Source organism: Rhodococcus sp. NPDC054953, from assembly GCF_053609225.1.
This window is the reverse complement of the sequence record NZ_JBSGXD010000001.1, coordinates 199,929-217,696: the sequence shown is the minus strand read 5'-3', so window position 1 is coordinate 217,696 and position 17,768 is coordinate 199,929. Positions and strand designations below refer to the sequence as shown.

Here is a 17,768-nt window from a genome sequence, read left to right as displayed (position 1 = left end):
TCAGCCCTGCACGCTCACGCGGGCGTCGAGGCCCTTCATCCGGTCGAGGACGGTGTCCGCGGTCGGCTCCCGCAGTTCGTCGACGATCTGCCCGTCGGCGAGGAACACCACCCGGTCCGCGTGGCTGGCGGCCCGGGGGTCGTGGGTGACGATGACGACGGTCTGCCCGAATTCGTCGACCGCGGCACGCAGGATCGACAGCACCTCCCCCGAGGAATGCGAGTCCAGGTTGCCGGTCGGCTCATCGCCGAAGATGATCTCCGGCTGCCCGGCGAGGGCCCGCGCGCACGCGACGCGCTGCTGCTGGCCGCCGGACAGTTCGCTGGGCCGGTGGCCGAGCCGGTCGGTCAGCCCCAGCCGGGTGAGCACCGAGTCCAGCCACTGCTGGTCGACCTTGCGCCCGGCAATGTCCAGCGGCAGGGTGATGTTCTCCAGCGCCGTCAGCGTCGGTACCAGGTTGAACGCCTGGAAGACGAACCCGATCCGGTCGCGGCGCAGCGCCGTCATCTCCTTGTCGGACAGCCCGGTCAGGTCGGTGTCCCCGATCAGGACGGATCCCGACGTTGCCGAGTCGAGTCCGGCGAGGCAGTGCATGAGCGTGGACTTGCCGGACCCGGACGGCCCCATGATCGCGGTGAACTCGCCGCGACCGAAGTCGACGTCGACGCCGCCGAGCGCCGTCACCGCCGTCTCCCCGGAACCGTACGTCTTGGTCAGATTCACCGCGCGGGCCGCGACGGCCTCGATCGGGGGTGTCGGGTCGGGTGCGGCGTGCGCGCTCATGACGGCCTTTCCTGGTCCGATGCGATCGGACCGGACGGCCCGTCCCGTCCATCCTTACCGGCAGCCCGCCGTCCGCGCCATCAGGGACCACCCTGATCTTCGGTGGCCGGCCAGGTCAGGGACGCGGCCGCAGCGTCAGATATGCCAGGCCCGCCGCCACCACCATCGTCACGACACCGATCGCCGAGGTGACAACCACGCCAGCGTCGAAGGCGGCGTGCGCGGACTCGAGCAGCGCCGAGCCCTGGCCTGCTGGCAGGTCCGCCGCGACGCCGTGCGCACCGCCGAGCGTCTCGGCGGCCCGTGCCGCGGCCTGCTCGTCGAGCCCAGCGGGCAGGGTCAGGTGCGAGCGATACGACGCCATCAGGATCGAGCCGAGCACCGCGGTGCCCAGCACCGCGCCGATCTCGTACGCGGTCTCCGAGACCGCCGACGCGGCACCGGCCTTCTCCGCCGGCGCGCCAGCGACGATCAGGTCGTTGGAGATGGTCTCGGCGGCGCCGATGCCCGCACCGAGCAGCGCGAACGCGATCAGGACCGGCGCGACCGCGGTCGGGGAGACGAACAGCAGCACGGTCAGGTAGCCGAGCGACGAGAACAGCAGCGCAACCACCACCACCAGCCACGGCCGGACCCGGCGCACCAGCGGGACAACGGCAAGACCGGCAACGACCATCACCGCGAGCCCCGGCAGCAGCGCAACACCGGCCTGCATCGGGCTGCGACCGAGCACCAGCTGCAGGTGCTGCGAGACGAAATACATGAACCCGACCAGGGAGAACACGCTGAGCAGGTTCACGGCGACGGCGCCGGAGAACGTGGCGCTGGTGAACAGCCGCATGTCGAGCATCGGCTGGGCCCGCCGCAGCTGCCTGCGGACGAATCCGAGGGTCGCGACCAGGCCGACGGCCGCGGGCACCAGGGTCGCGGTGAGGTCGCCGCCGTGCGCGAGGTTCTTGATCGCGTACACGATCGGTGCGAGCGCGAGCAGCGAGAGCCCGATGCTGATCGGGTCGACGGGACCGGGGTTCGGGTCCTTCGACTCCGGGACGAAGATCGGGGCGAGCACGAGCAGCGGGATCAGCACCGGCACGGCGAGCAGGAACACCGACCCCCACCAGAAGTGTTCGAGCAGGAAGCCGCCGACGATCGGGCCGAGCGCCGCACCGGCCGCGAAGCAGGACGCCCAGATCGCGATGGCGAGTCGGCGCTGCGCGGGGTCATGGAAGATGTTGCGGATCAACGACAGCGTCGACGGCATCAGCATCGCACCGAAGAAGCCGAGGATCGCCCGGGACGCGATCAGCATCTCCGGGGTCGGCGCGTAGGCCGCGAACACGGACACCGCGGCGAATCCGGTGGCGCCGATCAGCAGCAGCCTGCGGCGGCCGAACCGGTCGCCCATGCTGCCCATCGCGACGAGCAGGCCCGCGAGCACCATCGGGTAGATGTCGATGATCCACAGCTGCTGGGCGCCGGTGGGTCCGAGCGAGGTGGAGATCGACGGCAGCGCGAAGGAGAGCACGGTGTTGTCCACCGACACCAGCAGCACCGGCAGCATCAGCACCGCCAGGGCAATCCAGCCACGCCTGCCTGCGGTCGGGACGGCGGTGGCCTCGTGGCGATCGAGGACGTGGGTCGACATGACTCTCCGGATTTCTGGTGCGGGATGATCGAAACGAACGCCATTACTGTACCAGCTGGACGGTACAGGAATGGCGTGGGTAGCATCACGTCCGTGTCCCGACCACCCGCCGCGCGAGCCAAGCTGCTCGACGCCTTCGTCACGATCCTGATCGAGCAGGGCGAGCGCGCCGCGACCATCGAGGCCGTCGCGACCGCGGCCGGGGTCTCGAAGGGCGGACTGCTCTACCACTTCGGCTCGAAGGACGCCCTGATCGACGGCCTGCTCGACCACCTCACCGAACTGGCCGCCGAGGACGCGCAGCGGATGCGCGCCGCGCCGGAGGGCGCGGCCGCCTACTACGTGCGGACCTCCAACTTCGAGAATTCCCGGCTGGACCGGGCCATCATCGCCGCCACCCGCCTCAGCCAGGGCGAGAACACCGCGGCGCAGCAGGCGCTGCTGCGGATCCAGCAGGGCTGGATGGACGCCCTCACCGACGAGATCTCCGACCCGTCGGCGGCGCGGGCGGTGATGCTGCTCGGCGACGGCCTCTACTACCGGGCCGCCCACTCCGGCACCGAGTTCGCGGCGTCACCGCAGGAGATGGAGGACCTGCTCGGTGTCGTCCGCCGGATCGTCGGCCCCTGAACGCCTACGCTGATCCCATGCGCATCGGAGCCCATGTACGCCAGGACGACGACCCGATCGGGGCGGGCGAGGCCCTCGGCGCGGAGATCGTCCAGCTGTTCCTGACCGACCCGCAGAAGTGGAACAAGCTGACCCCGCACCCGAAGGCCGAGCAGATCCGGCAAAGCCCGATCGACGTCGTCGTGCACTCGTCGTACGTCATCAACGTGGCATCGCTGAACAACCGGATCCGGATCCCGTCCCGCAAGTCGGTGACCGAGCAGGCCACCGCCGCCGCCGACCTCGGCGCGATCGGCCTCGTCGTGCACGGCGGTCATGTCCGCGACGGTGAGGATCCCGCCGCGGGATTCGCCAACTGGCGCAAGCTATTCGAACGCGAGGCGGACGCGGGCGGCTTCGCGGTCCCGATCCTGATCGAGAACACCGCGGGCGGGGACGCCGCGATGGCCCGGCGCTTCGACGACATCGCCCGGCTGTGGGACGCGGTCGGCGAGTTCGGCGCCGGGTTCTGCCTCGACACCTGCCATGCCTGGGCGGGCGGCGAGGATCTCGTCGGGGTCGTCGAGCGAGTCAGGGCCATCACCGGCCGGATCGACCTGGTGCACCTGAACAACTCCCGCGACGAGTTCGACTCGGCGCGGGACCGGCACGCCAACCTCGCCTCGGGCACCATCGACGCCGAGGTGCTCGCCGAGGTGGTGCGCACCGCGCAGGCGCCGGTGATCCTCGAGACCCCCGCGGACGGACTCGCCGACGACCTGGAGTACCTCCGCTCCGTGCTGTGATGCCAGCGAATTGCTAGGGTCGGCAAGTGGATTCCGTGATCGACACGTTCAGCTCACAGGCCGCCCCGTGGTGGGCGGTTCCGGTGTCGATGATCATCGGCATGCTGCTCGGGGTGTTCGCGGTTCGGCGGGGGCGTCCCGCCCCGACACCGGCCGCGCGCACCGCACCGCACGACCCACAGGTTCGCGCGATCTACGTGCGGTTCCTCGCCGCGACCGACACCGCGCACAACAGCATCGTCGAGATCGACGGGGACACGCTCGCCGAGGCGGACCTCGAGCGCGCCCTCGAGTCCAGCGACCCGAAGCTGCGCGCCCTCGCCAGGGCCATCGTCGACCTCGATGGCATGGTCAACGAGCTGCGCCTGCTCGCACCCACCGCCGTCGTCGACGCCGCCACCGACCACTTCCGGTTCCTCACCGAATCCACGATGGACGGCGTCCACGACTGTGACGACTTCCGCGCCAGCTACAACGCCCGCAAGTCGACCTTCGTCGCTGCCGTCCGGGACGCGCACGGCGAGCGGCGACCCAGCGCGCGCTGAGCCGCCGCCGACCGATCGGGTGGGCCGCCCGGTTCAGTACCGGTCGCGCTTGGGCTTCTTGTCGAACTTGCCCTTGCCGAAGCGGCCCTTGCCCTCGCGCGGCGGGCGCTGCCCGGGCGGACCCTGATCGGGGGTGAGCTGGATCAGCACGCCCGAGATCCGGGTGGCGCGCAGCGCCTCGAGGGTCTCGGCGGCCAGATCGGCAGGCAGCTCGACGAGGCTGTGGTCGGGGCGGATGCTGATGTGCCCGAAGTCGCTGCGCCGCAGGCCACCCTCGTTGGCGATGGCACCGACGATGGCGCCCGGCACCACCCGGTGCCGCTTGCCGACCGCGATCCGGTAGGTGGCCATCTCCTGGCCGTTGCGGCCGATCTTCGGTCCCTCGTCGTCGAATCGGCGCGGCGGACGTTCCCGCGGCTCCCGCTCCTTGCGCGGCGGCGCGGGCGGCTCGGGGGCCATCAGGAAGGCCTCGCCGTCCCGGGACTGCACGGCCAGCGCGGCCGCGATGTCGGCGAGCGGCACGTCGTGCTCGCGTTCGTAGTCCTCGATCAGTCGGCGGAACAGCGCCAGGTTCTCGGAACTCAGCGACTCGGTGATCGAATCGCCGAACTTCGCGACCCGCTGCGCATTGACGTCCTCGACGGTCGGCAGCTGGATCTCGGTCAGCGGCTGCCGGGTGGCCCGCTCGATTGCCTTGAGCAGATGCCGCTCGCGCGGCGCAACGAACAGCAGCGCGTCGCCCGACCGGCCCGCGCGGCCGGTACGGCCGATCCGGTGCACGTACGACTCGGTGTCGTGCGGGATGTCGTAGTTGACGACGTGCGAGATGCGCTCGACGTCCAGCCCGCGGGCGGCGACGTCGGTGGCGACGAGAATGTCGAGGGCGCCGGACTTGAGCTGACCGATGGTCCGCTCGCGCTGGGCCTGCACGATGTCGCCGTTGATCGCGGCCGCCGAGAAGCCCCGCGCGCGAAGGCGTTCCGCGAGATCCTCGGTGGCCTGCTTGGTGCGGACGAACATGATCATCGCCTCGAAGGGCTCGACCTCGAGGATCCGGGTGAGCGCATCGAGCTTGCGCTGATGGGCGACCTGCACCCAGCGCTGGGTGATGTTCGTTGCGGTCGAGGTCTTGCCCTTGACGGTGATCTCGACCGGATCGTGCAGGTACTGCTTGGAGATCTTGCGGATCGCGGCAGGCATCGTCGCCGAGAACAACGCGACCTGCTTGTACTCGGGGGTCTCCGAGAGGATCTTCTCGACGTCCTCCTGGAACCCCATCTTGAGCATCTCGTCGGCCTCGTCGAGCACCAGGTGGTCCAGGTGCGAGAGGTCGAGGGTGCCCTTCTCCAGGTGGTCGATGACCCGGCCGGGGGTGCCGACGATGATCTGCGCGCCGCGCCGCAGCCCGGACAGCTGCACCCCGTAGGACTGGCCGCCGTAGATCGGGAGCACGTGCAGCCCCGGGATGTGTGCGGAGTATTTGCCGAACGCCTCGGCGACCTGCAACGCCAGCTCCCGCGTCGGCGCGAGCACCAGCGCCTGCGGACGCTTCTGCTCGGGGTCGATGCGGGACAGGATCGGCACCGCGAACGCGGCGGTCTTGCCGGTGCCGGTCTGCGCGAGGCCCACCACGTCGTTGCCCGCCATCAGGGGCGGGATGGTGGCTGCCTGGATCGGCGATGGCGACTCGTACCCGACGTCGGTCAGTGCCCGCAGCACCCGATCGTCGATGCCGAGATCGGCAAATGTGGTGCTGTCGTTTTCCGGCTCGGGGTACTGCTCGGTGTCACTCATTTCACCAGGAGTTTAGTCGATGTCCGCCGGTGCGGCCGACCCGCGGCCACCCGGCCGAGGTAACCCTGATCACCATCCCGGGCACAATGCGGGGCGAAACCCGCCTTTCGACACCAGGAGCGCCCCGTGGCCGACACGCCGATCCCCACCCACTGGTACAACATCGCCGCGGATCTGCCGGTGCCCCCGCCGCCGCATCTGCACCCGGGGACCAGGGAACCGGTCACACCGGCCGACCTGGAGTCGCTGTTCGCGTCCGGCCTGATCGAGCAGGAGGCATCCACCGAGCAGTACATCGCGATCCCCGAGCCGATCCGCGAGGTCTACCGGACGTGGCGGCCCGCGCCGCTGATCCGGGCGCGCGAGTTCGAGAAGGCACTGGGCACCCCGGCGCGCATCTACGTCAAGTACGAGGGTGTCAGCCCGGTCGGCAGCCACAAGACCAACACCGCCGTCGCGCAGGCGTACTACAACGCGCAGGACGGTGTCACCAGGATCACCACCGAGACCGGTGCCGGGCAATGGGGCTCGGCGCTGTCGTTCGCGTGCGCGAAGTTCGGCATCGACCTCGAGGTGTGGCAGGTGCGGGCATCGTACGAGTCGAAGCCGTACCGCCGGTTCCTGATGGAGACCTACGGCGGCACCGTGCATCCGAGCCCGTCCACGCTGACCGAGGCGGGCCGGAAGATGCTCGCCGACGACCCGAACACCCCCGGCAGCCTCGGGATGGCCGTCAGCGAGGCGGTCGAGGTCGCCGCGGGCGATCCGAACGCGCGCTATGCGCTCGGCAGCGTCCTCAACCACGTGGTGCTGCACCAGACCGTCATCGGCCTCGAGGCCGTCGAGCAGCTGCGCGGCGCGGGCGAGGCAAACGCCGACGTCGTGTTCGGGTGCGCCGGGGGCGGGTCCAACCTGGCCGGCCTGGCGTTCCCGTTCATCCGCGAGGTACTGCACGGCCGCGCGCAGACCCGGATCATCGCCGTCGAGCCCGCCGCGTGCCCGTCGATCACCAAGGGCGAGTACCGGTACGACCACGGCGACGTCGCCGGCCTGACGCCGCTGCTGAAGATGCACACCCTCGGACAGGACTTCGTGCCGGACCCGATCCACGCGGGCGGACTCCGCTACCACGGCATGGCGCCGCTGCTCAGCCACACCGTCGACCTCGGCTACGTGACCGGCAAGGCCGTCGACCAGACCGCGTCGTTCGCCGCGGGTGTGCAGTTCGCCAGGGCCGAGGGCATCGTCCCCGCCCCCGAGTCGTCGCACGCGATCGCCGCCTGCGCCGAGTACGCGAGGACACTCACCGAACCCGAGGTGCTGGTGATCGGCCTCTCCGGCCACGGCATGCTCGACCTGCCCGCGTACCACCAGTTCATGCAGGGCAACCTGGTCTCGACCGTGGGCGACATGTCCTGACCTCCCGCTGCGGCCCGATCTCGGCCGTGCGCACAATGGGCGCATGGTCGAGATCGCAGTGGCCCAGTTCTCCGCGGGAACGGGCAAGGACGACAACCTCCGGGTGATCCGCACCCTCGTTGGCGAGGCCGCCTCCCGCGGTGCCCGGGTGGTGGTCGCCCCCGAGTACGCGATGTACACCGCGCCGCGGCTCGATGCGGGGGTCGCCGCCTCGGCCGAACCGCTCGACGGGCCGTTCGTCTCCGGCCTGCTCGCGGTCGCCGCGGAGGCCGGCGTGCACCTGGTGGCCGGGGTGAACGAGTCGCTGCCCGGCGACGACCGGATCTCGAACACGCTCGTCGCTGCCGCTCCGGACGGCACCCTCGCCGCCGTGTACCGCAAGCTCCACCTCTACGACGCGTTCGGCTACCGGGAGTCGGACGTCTACCGGGCAGGCCCGATCACCGATCCCGTCACCTTCACCGTCGACGGCCTCACCTTCGGCATGCAAACCTGCTACGACCTGCGCTTCCCCGAGGTGACGCGGCGGATCGTCGACGCGGGCGCCGACGTGCTCGCGCTGCCCGCGCAGTGGGTGCCCGGCCCGCTCAAGGAGGACCACTGGACCACCCTGGTCCGGGCCCGGGCCATCGAGAACACCATCTACGTCGCCGCCGCCGACCAGAGCGCCCGCACCGGCTCGGGATGCTCGATGATCGTCGACCCGATGGGCGTGGTCCTCGCCGCCCTCGGTGAGCGCGTCGGCACCGCCCGCGCGGAGGCCACCGCGGACCGGATCGCCCAGGTGCGGGCGGTCAATCCGGCGCTGACGCTGCGGCGCTTCGGGGTCGCCGAACGATAGTGCCCGGGCCGGGTGCGGCGTAGCGTCGACGGTGCGATGCTCTACGCCACCCGCGCCGAGGCGGGCCGCGACCTGGCCACCTCCCTCGGGCACCTGCGCGGCACCGACCCGCTGGTGCTGGGACTGCCGCGCGGCGGCGTGCCGGTGGCCGTCGAGGTGGCCCGGGCCCTTGCCGGGGACCTCGACGTCATCGTGGTCCGGAAGCTGGGGTTGCCGTGGCAGCCGGAGTTGGCGATGGGCGCCATCGGCGAGGGCGGCGTCCGGGTGCTCAACGAGGACGTGATCGGCCGGTCCGGGGTATCGCCGCTGACCCTGTCCAGCACGGAGACCGCCGAGCGCCGCGAACTGGACCGGCGGGTCCGGCTGCTGCGGGGCGACCGCCCGCCGATCCCGATGGCCGGGCGGACCGTCGTCCTCGTCGACGACGGGATGGCCACCGGCGCGACCGCCGAGGTCGCCTGCCTGGTCGCGCGGGCCGGGGCCGCCGCCCGGGTGGTGGTCGCGATGCCGGTGTCGTCGGAGGAGGCGATGGATCGGCTGCGCGCGGTCGCGGACGAGGTGGTGTGCCCCCTCGTGCCCCGGTGGCTCGGGGGCGTCGGCGGCGCCTACCGCGACTTTCACCAGCTCACCGACGACGAGGTGCGGGCGGCGCTGAAAACGTGATCTACGCCTCACTCCCCTGCGCCGGACACCGCAAAGTCACAGTTCGCGGAACTTCGAGTAACAGACACCTTGTTTCGGCGGCGTTACATCCGGTCATTCCGGACAGGGAAGCTCGTGCATCCCCCGCCGGAATGTGATGCAATGCACACCCGTATGTGTCGGTAGTCCTGGAGGGTCCCCAAGTGCGAGAGTTCGAAGTTCCGCAGTCGTTTTCCGTTCCGGACGACGTCTCGATGGCAGACACGGTGTTCCGCTTCGAGAAGGAATGCCCGCAGCATGTGCCCTTCAAGAAGCTCGTCGGCGGCGCCTGGGTCGATGTCAGCGCGGCGGAGTTCGCCGCCCAGGTCACGGCCGTCGCCAAGGGGCTGATGGCGTCCGGCATCGAGCTCGGCGACCGGGTCGCGATCCTGTGCGCCACCCGCTACGAGTGGGTCGTCCTCGACTACGCGATCTGGACCGCGGGCGGCTGCACCGTCGCGATCTACGAGACCTCGTCCGCCGACCAGGCCCAGTGGATCCTCGAGGACTCGGCGACCGCGCTGCTCGTCGTCGAGACGGCCAAGCACGCCGCCACCGTCAAGGATGTCGCCGAGGCGGCGCCCGCGTTGCGGGAGATGCTGCAGATCGAGGCGGGCGCGCTCGACGAGCTCACCGCCCGGGGCGCCGAGATCACCGATGAGGCGCTGCATGAGCGCCGCGGGCAGGTCGGGGCCTCCTCCCCCGCCACCCTCATCTACACCTCCGGCACCACCGGCAGGCCCAAGGGCGTGCAGCTCACGCACGGCAACTTCAGCGCGGAGTCGCAGGCCGTGAAGATCGCCCTCGCCGACGCGATGTACGAGGGCCGCAGCACCCTGATGTTCCTCCCGCTCGCCCACGTGTTCGCCCGCGCGATCTCGTTCGGCGCGTTCGACAACAAGGTCACCGTCGGCCACACCGCCGACCTGACCACGCTGGTCGACCAGTTCGCGGTGTTCAAGCCGAACTTCATCCTCTCGGTGCCGCGGGTGTTCGAGAAGGTCTACAACTCGGCGAAGCAGAAGGCCGAGGACGGCGGCAAGGGCAAGATCTTCGGCAAGGCCGCCGAGACGGCGATCGCGTACAGCGAGGCCATCGAGAACGGCGGGCCCGGCCTCGGACTCAAGCTCAAGCACGCCCTGTTCGACAAGCTGGTCTACGGCAAGCTGCGGGCCGCGCTCGGCGGCGAATGCGACCGCGCCGTGTCCGGCGGCGCCGCGCTCGGCGCCCGCCTCGGCCACTTCTTCCGGGGCATCGGCGTCCCGGTCTACGAGGGCTACGGCCTCACCGAGACCAGCGCGGCCGTCACCGTGAACACCACCACCGCGCAGCGGGTCGGCACCGTCGGCAAGCCGCTCAACGGGCACGCCGCGAAGATCGCCGAGGACGGCGAGCTGCTGCTCAAGGGCCCGGTCGTGTTCGGCGGGTACTGGCACAACGACGCAGCAACCGCCGACTCGATCCGCGACGGCTGGTTCCACACCGGCGACCTCGGCTCCATCGACGAGGACGGCTTCGTCTCGATCACCGGCCGCAAGAAGGAGATCATCGTCACCGCGGGCGGCAAGAACGTCGCCCCCGCGGTCCTCGAGGACGCCCTGCGTGCGCACCCGCTGATCAGCCAGTGCCTCGTCGTCGGCGACGCAAAGCCGTTCATCGGTGCGCTGATCACGATCGACCAGGAGGCGCTGCCCGGCTGGCGCGAGCGCAACGGGGTCGCCGCCGACCTGCCGATCGCCGAGGTGGTCAAGCACCCCGACCTGGTCGCCGAGGTCGACGCCGCGATCGCCGAGGGCAACAAAAAGGTCTCCAGCCCGGAGCAGATCAAGAAGTACCGCATCCTCGACGTGGACTTCACCATCGAGACCGGGGAGCTGACGCCGACGCTCAAGCTCAAGCGCAACGTCATCCACGACACGTTCGGCACCGCCATCGAGGCGATCTACACCTGACGTCACCGGCGGACGTTCCCGGCGCCGCCGAATGGGCCGTCTCCCGCGGGAGGCGGCCCATTTGCCGTTCGCGGCGGTTCGGGTTCAGCCGGATTGGGTTCAGCGGGATCGGGTTCAATGGCGGGTATGACGACGACAGTTCCTGGCTTCGGTGATCGGTTCCCCAAGCTGCTGCTTGTTGGTCCGGGCGCGGTCGCCGAGCCGCGGCTCCTGCGCGCGCTGCACCTGGCTGGGGTCGCGGCGCTCCCCGGCGACCGGGAGGCCAGCGGGCAGAAACTGTTCGGCGCCCGCATCGTCGACGACCCGGCGGACGGATGGAACGAGCTGGGGCCCTGGGTGCGGGCGGCGGTGACGTTCGGCGCCGACGCGTGGACCGCGATGCAGGCCGTCCTGTCGCTCAGCGGTCCGGACTACGCGCCGGGGGCATCGACGGTGAGCGCGGGCGACCGACCGGTCACCGTGCTCGCGTGCCCCGACCTCGACGACGCCGCCCTCACCGACGCGGCGCTCGCCGGGGCGCTTGCGGCGGCGCAGCGGGCGGCCGGGCTGGCGTGGGGATGCGGTGGCCGGGCCTAAATCCTGGCGGCGTCGATCATCCGGCGCGCGACGTCGGCGTCGCCGACCATCTCCAGTGCGGCAAGCGGGCGCCTGCGCCACATCGTGAGCAACAGGTCCTCCGCTGTGCCGCGGATCGCCACAGTACTCCTCCCGTGTCCGGCCTCCACCCGGACTCCGTCGGCGCCGAAGGCGAGCAGCAGCTCCGCATCCGGGGTGTCGGTGCCATGCAGGTGAACGCTCTTGCCGTGCAACGTGTTCGGAATCTGCGGGACGGCCCGCGGCAGCATCAGCCGCGCCCACTCGTCGACACCGTCCGCGGCGCAGCGCGGATCGACCGGCGCGGGCGGCCGGCCACCGGCGGCGTGCACCGCGTCGGCTGCATCCACCCGGTGCACCGTCACCTCGTGCGCCTGCCTGCGCGCCCAGAACCGGACCGTGCCCGGGCCGGTCAGGGTCGGTGCGGCCCGGTCGACGTCGCTGCCGGACAGCTCGGCGAGCAGCGCATCGAGGGACTCCCGGTAGGCGGGCAGGCAGCCGGGTCCGTGCGGCAGCGGCGGGGCGTCGGCGGACCCGGCGAGGGTGGCGCCCGGCCCGGCGGCGAGCACGCCCGTCACCCAGCGGTGCACCTTCCCGGTGTGCCGGATCACCCGTTCCAGGGTCCACCCCGGCACCGTCGGGACCGGGGCGCCCAGCGCGTCCGGGGGCATCGCCGCCAGGCGCATGCCCTCGGCCCGCAGCACGGCGACATGCTCGTCGGGTGTCATGTCCGAACGCTATCCCGGAGGAACGCGGCGACGTCGGAGGTGACCCGCCGATGCACCGGTTCGTGCAGCAGGTCGTGGCCCGCGTCCTGGTACTCGCGGAGGTCCGCGGTCGGGACGGCGGCCGACCACGCCCGTGCACCGTCGATCGGGGCGAGCCGGTCGTCGACGCCGTGCACCACCAGGATCGGCGCCAGCACCCCGCCGACCGCGCCCGGATCGGCCGCGGCGGCGCGCGGAAGCCCGCACAGCACGACGGCCCCGAACCGGTCCGGCGCGGCGCCGAGCGCGGCGATCGCGGTGGCGGCCCCGAGCGAGTGCCCCATGACCGCGAGCGGCAGCCCGGGTCGGTCGTGTGCGGCGAGGTCGGCGAGTAGCAGCGCGTTGGCCCCGAGCACGTCGAGCGAACCGGGGTGGCCGGGTTCGCCCTCGCTGAGCCCGTGCCCGACGTGGTCGAGTGCCCAGGTCTCGATGCCCTCGGCGGCGAGGGCCCGCCCGAACCGGTGATAGTGGCCCGTGTGCTGCCCCATGCCGTGCAGGAACACCAGCGCGGCGACGGGGTCGGGGCACGGCCAGCGACGGTGGTGGACCTGCCCGGAGGCCCCGGTGAAGAACGGCACCACCCGATTATGTCGGGACGATCTGCCATAGTCGCAGTCGTGTTCCTCCTCGACGACGTCCTCGTCCACAGCGCGGGCGACCTGACGCGGGCGGCGGACTGCGAGTTCGCGCTGCTGCGGCAGCTCGACGTGACCCTCGGGCATCGCGCCCGGCCCGCGGCGGGCCCGTCGGATCCGATGCTCGAGCGGACCACCGCCCTCGGCGACGCCCACGAACGCCGCAGGCTGGACGAGTACCGGCAGCGGTTCGGCGACGGTGTCGTCACCATCGAGCGGCCGCGGCTCGACGCCGAGGACCTGGCCCGCGCGACGAAGGCGACGATCGATGCCGCCCGCGCGGGTGTCGAGGTGATCTACCAGGGCACCTTCTTCCGGCAGGCGACGCCCGCCGCCCGGTTCCTCGGCTTCTGCGACTTTCTGGTGCGCACCGACGCCGGGTACCGGGTCGTCGACACCAAGCTGTCCCGGCACGCCAGGGTGCCCGCCCTCCTGCAGGTGGCCGCGTACGCGGACGCACTGGCCGCCGACGGCGTCCCGCCTGCACCGACGGTGAGCCTGGTCCTCGGCGAGGGCACCGAGGTGTCCTACCCGCTCGACGACATCCTTCCGGTGTTCCGGCAGCGCAGGGACGCGCTGGTGCGGCTGCTCGACGAGCACCGCGACCGGGGAACGGCGGTGGTGTGGGGGGAGGTCCGCGGCTGCGGGCGGTGCGCCGACTGCGGCCCGGAGGTGGAACGCAGCCGGGACCTGACCCTGGTCGCGGGACTGCGCTCGACGCAGCGGGACGTCCTGATCCGCGGCGGCCTCACCACCGTGGACGCCCTCGCCGGCGCCACCGAGCGGGTCGCCGGGATGAGCGAGCGCACCTTCGCCGCCCTGCGGGGGCAGGCCGCCGTCCAACTCCGCACACCACCCGGCGGTCCGCCTGCGGTCGAGGTCACCGACCCGGACGCGCTCGCCGCGATCCCCGCCCCCGACCCGGGTGACATCTTCTTCGACTTCGAGGGCGACCCGCTGTGGGCGGAGGACGGATCCACCGACTGGGGGCTGGAGTACCTGTTCGGGGTGGTGGAGTCCGACGGCACGTTCCTGCCGTTCTGGGCGCACGACCGGATCGGGGAGCGCCGGGCGCTGCTCGACTTCCTGGACTACCTCACCGACCGCCGGAAACGATTCCCGCACATGCACGTTCACCACTACTCGGCGTACGAGAAGACCGCCCTGCTGCGCCTGGCCGGTCGCCACGGCGTCGGGGAGGACGCGGTGGACGCGCTGCTGCGCGAGAACGTCCTGGTGGACCTGTACCCGGTGGTGCGGGGTGCGCTGCGGGTCGGGGCCCCGTCCTACTCGATCAAGAAGCTGGAGCCGCTGTACATGGGCGACTCGATCCGGACCGGCGTCGACAACGCCGCCGACTCGATCGTCGAGTACGGCCGGTACTGCGCGCTGCGGGACGCCGGTGACGACGCCGCGGCCGCGGTGCTGGCCGGGATCGCGGACTACAACGAGTACGACTGCCTATCGACGCTGCGCCTGCGGGACTGGCTGCTCGGCCTTGCCGCCGAGCGGGGCGTACGGCCGCACCCGGCGCAGCAGGCCGTCGACGTCACGGTCGAAGAGCCCGGCGCGGACGAGACGGCGCTGCTGGCGCACGTCGGCGGGGCGCTGGCCGGCGACCGGAGCAAGGACCAGCAGGCGGCGGCGCTCCTTGCCGCGGCGCTCGGCTACCACCGCCGCGAACGAAAGCCGTACTGGTGGGCACACTTCGAGCGGCTCACCGCCCCCGTCGACGAGTGGGCCGACACCGCGGACGCCTTCGTCGCCGACACCGTGACGGTCACCGAGGACTGGCACACGAGCACGCCGCGGCAACGCAAACAGCGTCGCACGGTCCGGCTCGTCGGCCGGTGGGGGTCCGGCTCGACGGCCCGGGTCGGCGATCAGCCGTTCGCGCTGTACGACGCGGCGACCGGGATCGGCAGCGAGGACGCGGCGAGCCGCGGGACGGTCACCGTCACCGTGCGCGCGCTCGCGTCCGACCCTGGCAGCGACGGCCGCGCCCGCGACGTGGTGCTCATCGAGGAACTGCAGGGTGCCGACCCGCACGACAGCGTGCCGATGGCGCTGGCACCCGGCAGGCCGGTGCCGACCAAGAACATCGAGGCCGCGATCGCCGCTCAGGCCGCCGTGGTCGCGGCCGCGCTGCCGACGATGCCGGGCACCGCGGCCCTGGACATCCTGCGCCGCATCCCGCCCCGCACCCGGTCCGGGGCGCCGCTCCCCGCCGCCGACCCCGACCATCGGGCGCAGGCGATCACCGGGGCGCTGCTCGACCTCGACGACTCGTACCTGGCCGTGCAGGGGCCGCCGGGGACCGGGAAGACGCACACCGGCGCCGCCGTCGTCGCGGACCTGGTCACCCGGCACGGGTGGCGGGTCGGGGTGGTCGCGCAGTCGCATTCGGTGGTCGAGAACATGCTCGACGGCATCGTGCGGTCGGGGGTCGCCGGTGACCGGGTCGCGAAGAAGCCCGGGTCGGGGCTCGCGGACGACCCGAAGTGGACCAAACTCGACCCGTCCGGATTCCCCGCCTTCCTCGACGAGAACGCGGAGGGCGGCTGCGTGATCGGCGGCACCGCATGGGATTTCGCGCACCCCCACCGGGTCCCGCCGGGCAGCCTCGACCTGCTGGTCGTCGACGAGGCCGGGCAGTTCTCGCTTGCGAACACGGTCGCGGTTGGGCGCTCCGCACGCAACCTGCTGCTGCTCGGCGACCCGCAGCAGCTTCCGCAGGTCAGCCAGGGCATCCACCCCGAGCCGGTGGACACCTCCGCGCTGGGGTGGCTGGCCGCCGGGCACGGCGCGCTCCCACCGGAACTCGGGTATTTCCTCGACATCACCTGGCGGATGCACCCCGCGGTGTGCGCGGCGGTGTCGGACCTGTCGTACGAGGGCAGGCTGCACGCGAAGGAGTCGGTCACCACCGGGCGGCACCTCGCGGGCGTGGAGCCGGGGGTGGAGGCGCTGTTCGTCGACCATGTCGGGAACTCGACCGCGTCCGCCGAGGAGGCGGCGGCGATCACCGCGGCGGCCGTCTCGTTGATCGGCACGCCGTGGACCACCGCGGCGGGCGAGGCCCCGCGCCCGCTGGGGCAGGCCGACGTCCTCGTCGTCGCGCCCTACAACGCGCAGGTGACGCTGATCCGCGAGCACCTCGCCGCGGCGGGCCTCGGCGAGGTGCTCGTCGGCACCGTCGACAAGTTCCAGGGCAGGGAGGCCGCCGTGGTGTTCGTGTCGATGACGGCGTCGTCGGCCGCGGATGTGCCCCGCGGGATGGGCTTCCTGCTGTCCCGGAACCGGTTGAACGTGGCCATCTCCCGGGGCAAGTGGCGCGCGGTGATCGTCCGCTCCCCCGCGCTCACCGACTACCTGCCGTCAACGCCGGACGGGCTGACCGAGTTGGGCGCGTTCCTCCGCACCCATCCCGGGCCCGCCCTGGTTCAGCCGAAGCACTGACCTTCGCCGCGGTAGGTGGGCACCGTGGTGACGGCGCCGTCCGCGGCGACGAGGTGCACGTCGGTGAACCGCTCGCACAGCTCGCCCGCCTTCGCGTGCCGGAACCACACCCGGTCCCCGATCCGCAGCGCGCTCGCCGCGAGTCCGGTCACCGGGGTCTGCACCTCGCCCGCGCCCTCGTTGCGCAGCAGACTCAGCCCGGCAGGCCACACCGGCGTCGGCACCCGGGACGCCCCGGCGGGGCCGGAGGCGATGTAGCCGCCGGAGAACAGCGTCGCGATCTTCGGGCTCGGCCGCCGCACCGTAGACAGCGCGAAGAACATCGCCGGACGCGGGGTGAACGACCGGTAGCGGTCGAAGAGGGTCGGAACGAACAGGCCGGACCCGGCGGTGACCTCGGTGACGGCCGGGTCGGCGGAGCTGACCTCAAGCGAGCCGGTGCCGCCGCTGTTGACGATCTCGAGGCGGCCCGCCACCGCGGTGACGGCGGCGACGACCGCACCGCGCCGGGTGGACAGTTCCGTGGCGGAGGCCCTCTTGACCAGTCGCACGGCGGCGCTGGTGTCCGGGAGCCCGGCTATCTGCGCCTCGTAGAACATGACCCCGACCACCGCGCAGCCCCGGGTCGTTGCGGCGCGGGCGAGGTCGGCGGCCTGCTCGGGGGTGCGGAGCGGCGAGCGGCGGACGCCGAGATGGACCGGCCCGATCCGCAGCGAGGCGTCGACGTCGAGGCACAGCCGCGCCCCGGTGGCGCCGGCGGCGGCGATGACGTCGAGGTGCTCGGCTCCGTCGATCATCAGGGTGATCGAGTCCCGCAGCAGCGAGTCGGCACCGAGCTCGGCCAGCGCACCCCGGTCGACGGTGGGATACCCCATCAGCACGTCGCGGGCGCCCGCGCGGACGAGCCAGATCGCCTCGCGCAGCGAGTAGGACATGATGCCGCGGAATCCGCCGGACTCGGTGAGCCCCGACCCCAACGCGCGTTCGAGGACCGCACGGGTGCGGACGGACTTGCTTGCCACCCGGATCGGGGTGCCCGACGCGCGCCGCACCAGGTCGGCGGCGTTGGCGTCGAGGGAGGCCAGGTCCACCGCGGCGAACGGCGGATCGAGCGGGCGGGTCGCCGCGTCGAGCCGGGCGACGGTGCCGGTGGGTGTCATGGCGGATCGATCGGTGGTCGCGGTCACCTGCCCAGTCAATCACCCCATTTGGACAACTGTCCATGATTCGGGGCTGGC

The 17,768-nt window shown here is 71.9% G+C and carries 15 protein-coding genes; 9 read left to right on the top strand and 6 right to left on the bottom strand.

Annotation, left to right across the window (positions count from 1 at the left end):
- Positions 1 to 783, bottom strand: coding sequence for an ABC transporter ATP-binding protein (locus ACWF62_RS00920; protein WP_378505905.1), 783 nt, complete (start codon positions 781 to 783; stop codon positions 1 to 3).
- Positions 784 to 898: 115 nt separating this feature from the next.
- Positions 899 to 2,428: an MFS transporter gene (locus tag ACWF62_RS00915; RefSeq protein WP_378505904.1), complete on the bottom strand. Its 1,530-nt coding sequence runs from the start codon at positions 2,426 to 2,428 to the stop codon at positions 899 to 901.
- 93 nt (positions 2,429 to 2,521) lie between these two features.
- Between ACWF62_RS00915 and ACWF62_RS00910 the strand changes: the two genes are divergently transcribed.
- The 3 genes from ACWF62_RS00910 to ACWF62_RS00900 are packed head-to-tail and all read left to right on the top strand — an operon-like array spanning position 2,522 to position 4,388.
- Positions 2,522 to 3,058 (top strand): TetR/AcrR family transcriptional regulator, encoded by a 537-nt coding sequence (locus tag ACWF62_RS00910; protein WP_378505903.1) that lies wholly within the window; start codon positions 2,522 to 2,524, stop codon positions 3,056 to 3,058.
- A gap of 17 nt (positions 3,059 to 3,075) precedes the next feature.
- Complete coding sequence (locus ACWF62_RS00905) at positions 3,076 to 3,843, top strand: deoxyribonuclease IV (protein WP_378569725.1); 768 nt, start codon at positions 3,076 to 3,078, stop codon at positions 3,841 to 3,843.
- Between the two features lie 26 nt (positions 3,844 to 3,869).
- Positions 3,870 to 4,388, top strand: a complete 519-nt coding sequence (locus ACWF62_RS00900; RefSeq protein WP_378505901.1) for a hypothetical protein — start codon at positions 3,870 to 3,872, stop codon at positions 4,386 to 4,388.
- A 33-nt stretch (positions 4,389 to 4,421) separates the two neighbouring features.
- Here ACWF62_RS00900 and ACWF62_RS00895 read toward each other — a convergent pair whose 3' ends face one another.
- Positions 4,422 to 6,182, bottom strand: a complete 1,761-nt coding sequence (locus ACWF62_RS00895) for a DEAD/DEAH box helicase (protein ID WP_378505900.1) — start codon at positions 6,180 to 6,182, stop codon at positions 4,422 to 4,424.
- A gap of 126 nt (positions 6,183 to 6,308) precedes the next feature.
- Between ACWF62_RS00895 and ACWF62_RS00890 the strand changes: the two genes are divergently transcribed.
- From ACWF62_RS00890 to ACWF62_RS00870, 5 genes are all read left to right on the top strand, one after another.
- Positions 6,309 to 7,601, top strand: coding sequence for a TrpB-like pyridoxal phosphate-dependent enzyme (locus tag ACWF62_RS00890; RefSeq protein WP_452629233.1), 1,293 nt, complete (start codon positions 6,309 to 6,311; stop codon positions 7,599 to 7,601).
- Between the two features lie 43 nt (positions 7,602 to 7,644).
- Positions 7,645 to 8,442 carry a carbon-nitrogen hydrolase family protein gene (locus tag ACWF62_RS00885; RefSeq protein ID WP_452629231.1) on the top strand — a complete coding sequence of 266 codons (798 nt, stop codon included), beginning with the start codon at positions 7,645 to 7,647 and terminating at the stop codon, positions 8,440 to 8,442.
- A 36-nt stretch (positions 8,443 to 8,478) separates the two neighbouring features.
- Positions 8,479 to 9,105, top strand: a complete 627-nt coding sequence (locus ACWF62_RS00880; RefSeq protein ID WP_378506053.1) for a phosphoribosyltransferase — start codon at positions 8,479 to 8,481, stop codon at positions 9,103 to 9,105.
- Positions 9,106 to 9,287: 182 nt separating this feature from the next.
- Positions 9,288 to 11,075 (top strand): AMP-dependent synthetase/ligase, encoded by a 1,788-nt coding sequence (locus tag ACWF62_RS00875; protein WP_378505897.1) that lies wholly within the window; start codon positions 9,288 to 9,290, stop codon positions 11,073 to 11,075.
- 126 nt (positions 11,076 to 11,201) lie between these two features.
- Positions 11,202 to 11,651 (top strand): hypothetical protein, encoded by a 450-nt coding sequence (locus ACWF62_RS00870; RefSeq protein ID WP_378505896.1) that lies wholly within the window; start codon positions 11,202 to 11,204, stop codon positions 11,649 to 11,651.
- Here the strand turns inward: ACWF62_RS00870 and ACWF62_RS00865 are convergent.
- Both ACWF62_RS00865 and ACWF62_RS00860 read right to left on the bottom strand, forming a co-directional pair.
- A complete protein-coding gene (locus tag ACWF62_RS00865; protein WP_378569723.1) occupies positions 11,648 to 12,397 on the bottom strand; it encodes a maleylpyruvate isomerase N-terminal domain-containing protein in 750 nt (249 codons plus the stop codon). The two genes, ACWF62_RS00870 and ACWF62_RS00865, sit on opposite strands and share 4 nt — an antisense overlap.
- Complete coding sequence (locus tag ACWF62_RS00860; protein ID WP_378569779.1) at positions 12,394 to 13,014, bottom strand: alpha/beta hydrolase; 621 nt, start codon at positions 13,012 to 13,014, stop codon at positions 12,394 to 12,396. Before ACWF62_RS00860 ends, ACWF62_RS00865 begins: the two co-directional genes overlap by 4 nt.
- Positions 13,015 to 13,053: 39 nt before the next feature.
- Here ACWF62_RS00860 and ACWF62_RS00855 point away from each other — a divergent pair, with 39 nt between their 5' ends.
- On the top strand, positions 13,054 to 16,530 hold the full coding sequence (locus ACWF62_RS00855; protein ID WP_452629230.1) for a TM0106 family RecB-like putative nuclease: 3,477 nt from the start codon (positions 13,054 to 13,056) through the stop codon (positions 16,528 to 16,530).
- On the opposite strand, the gene ACWF62_RS00850 is transcribed toward ACWF62_RS00855, so the two are convergent.
- Entirely contained in the window at positions 16,515 to 17,690 is a 1,176-nt protein-coding gene (locus ACWF62_RS00850; RefSeq protein WP_378506051.1) for an amino acid deaminase/aldolase, read from the bottom strand. The genes ACWF62_RS00855 and ACWF62_RS00850 overlap by 16 nt on opposite strands.
- Between the last annotated feature and the right edge of the window lie 78 nt (positions 17,691 to 17,768).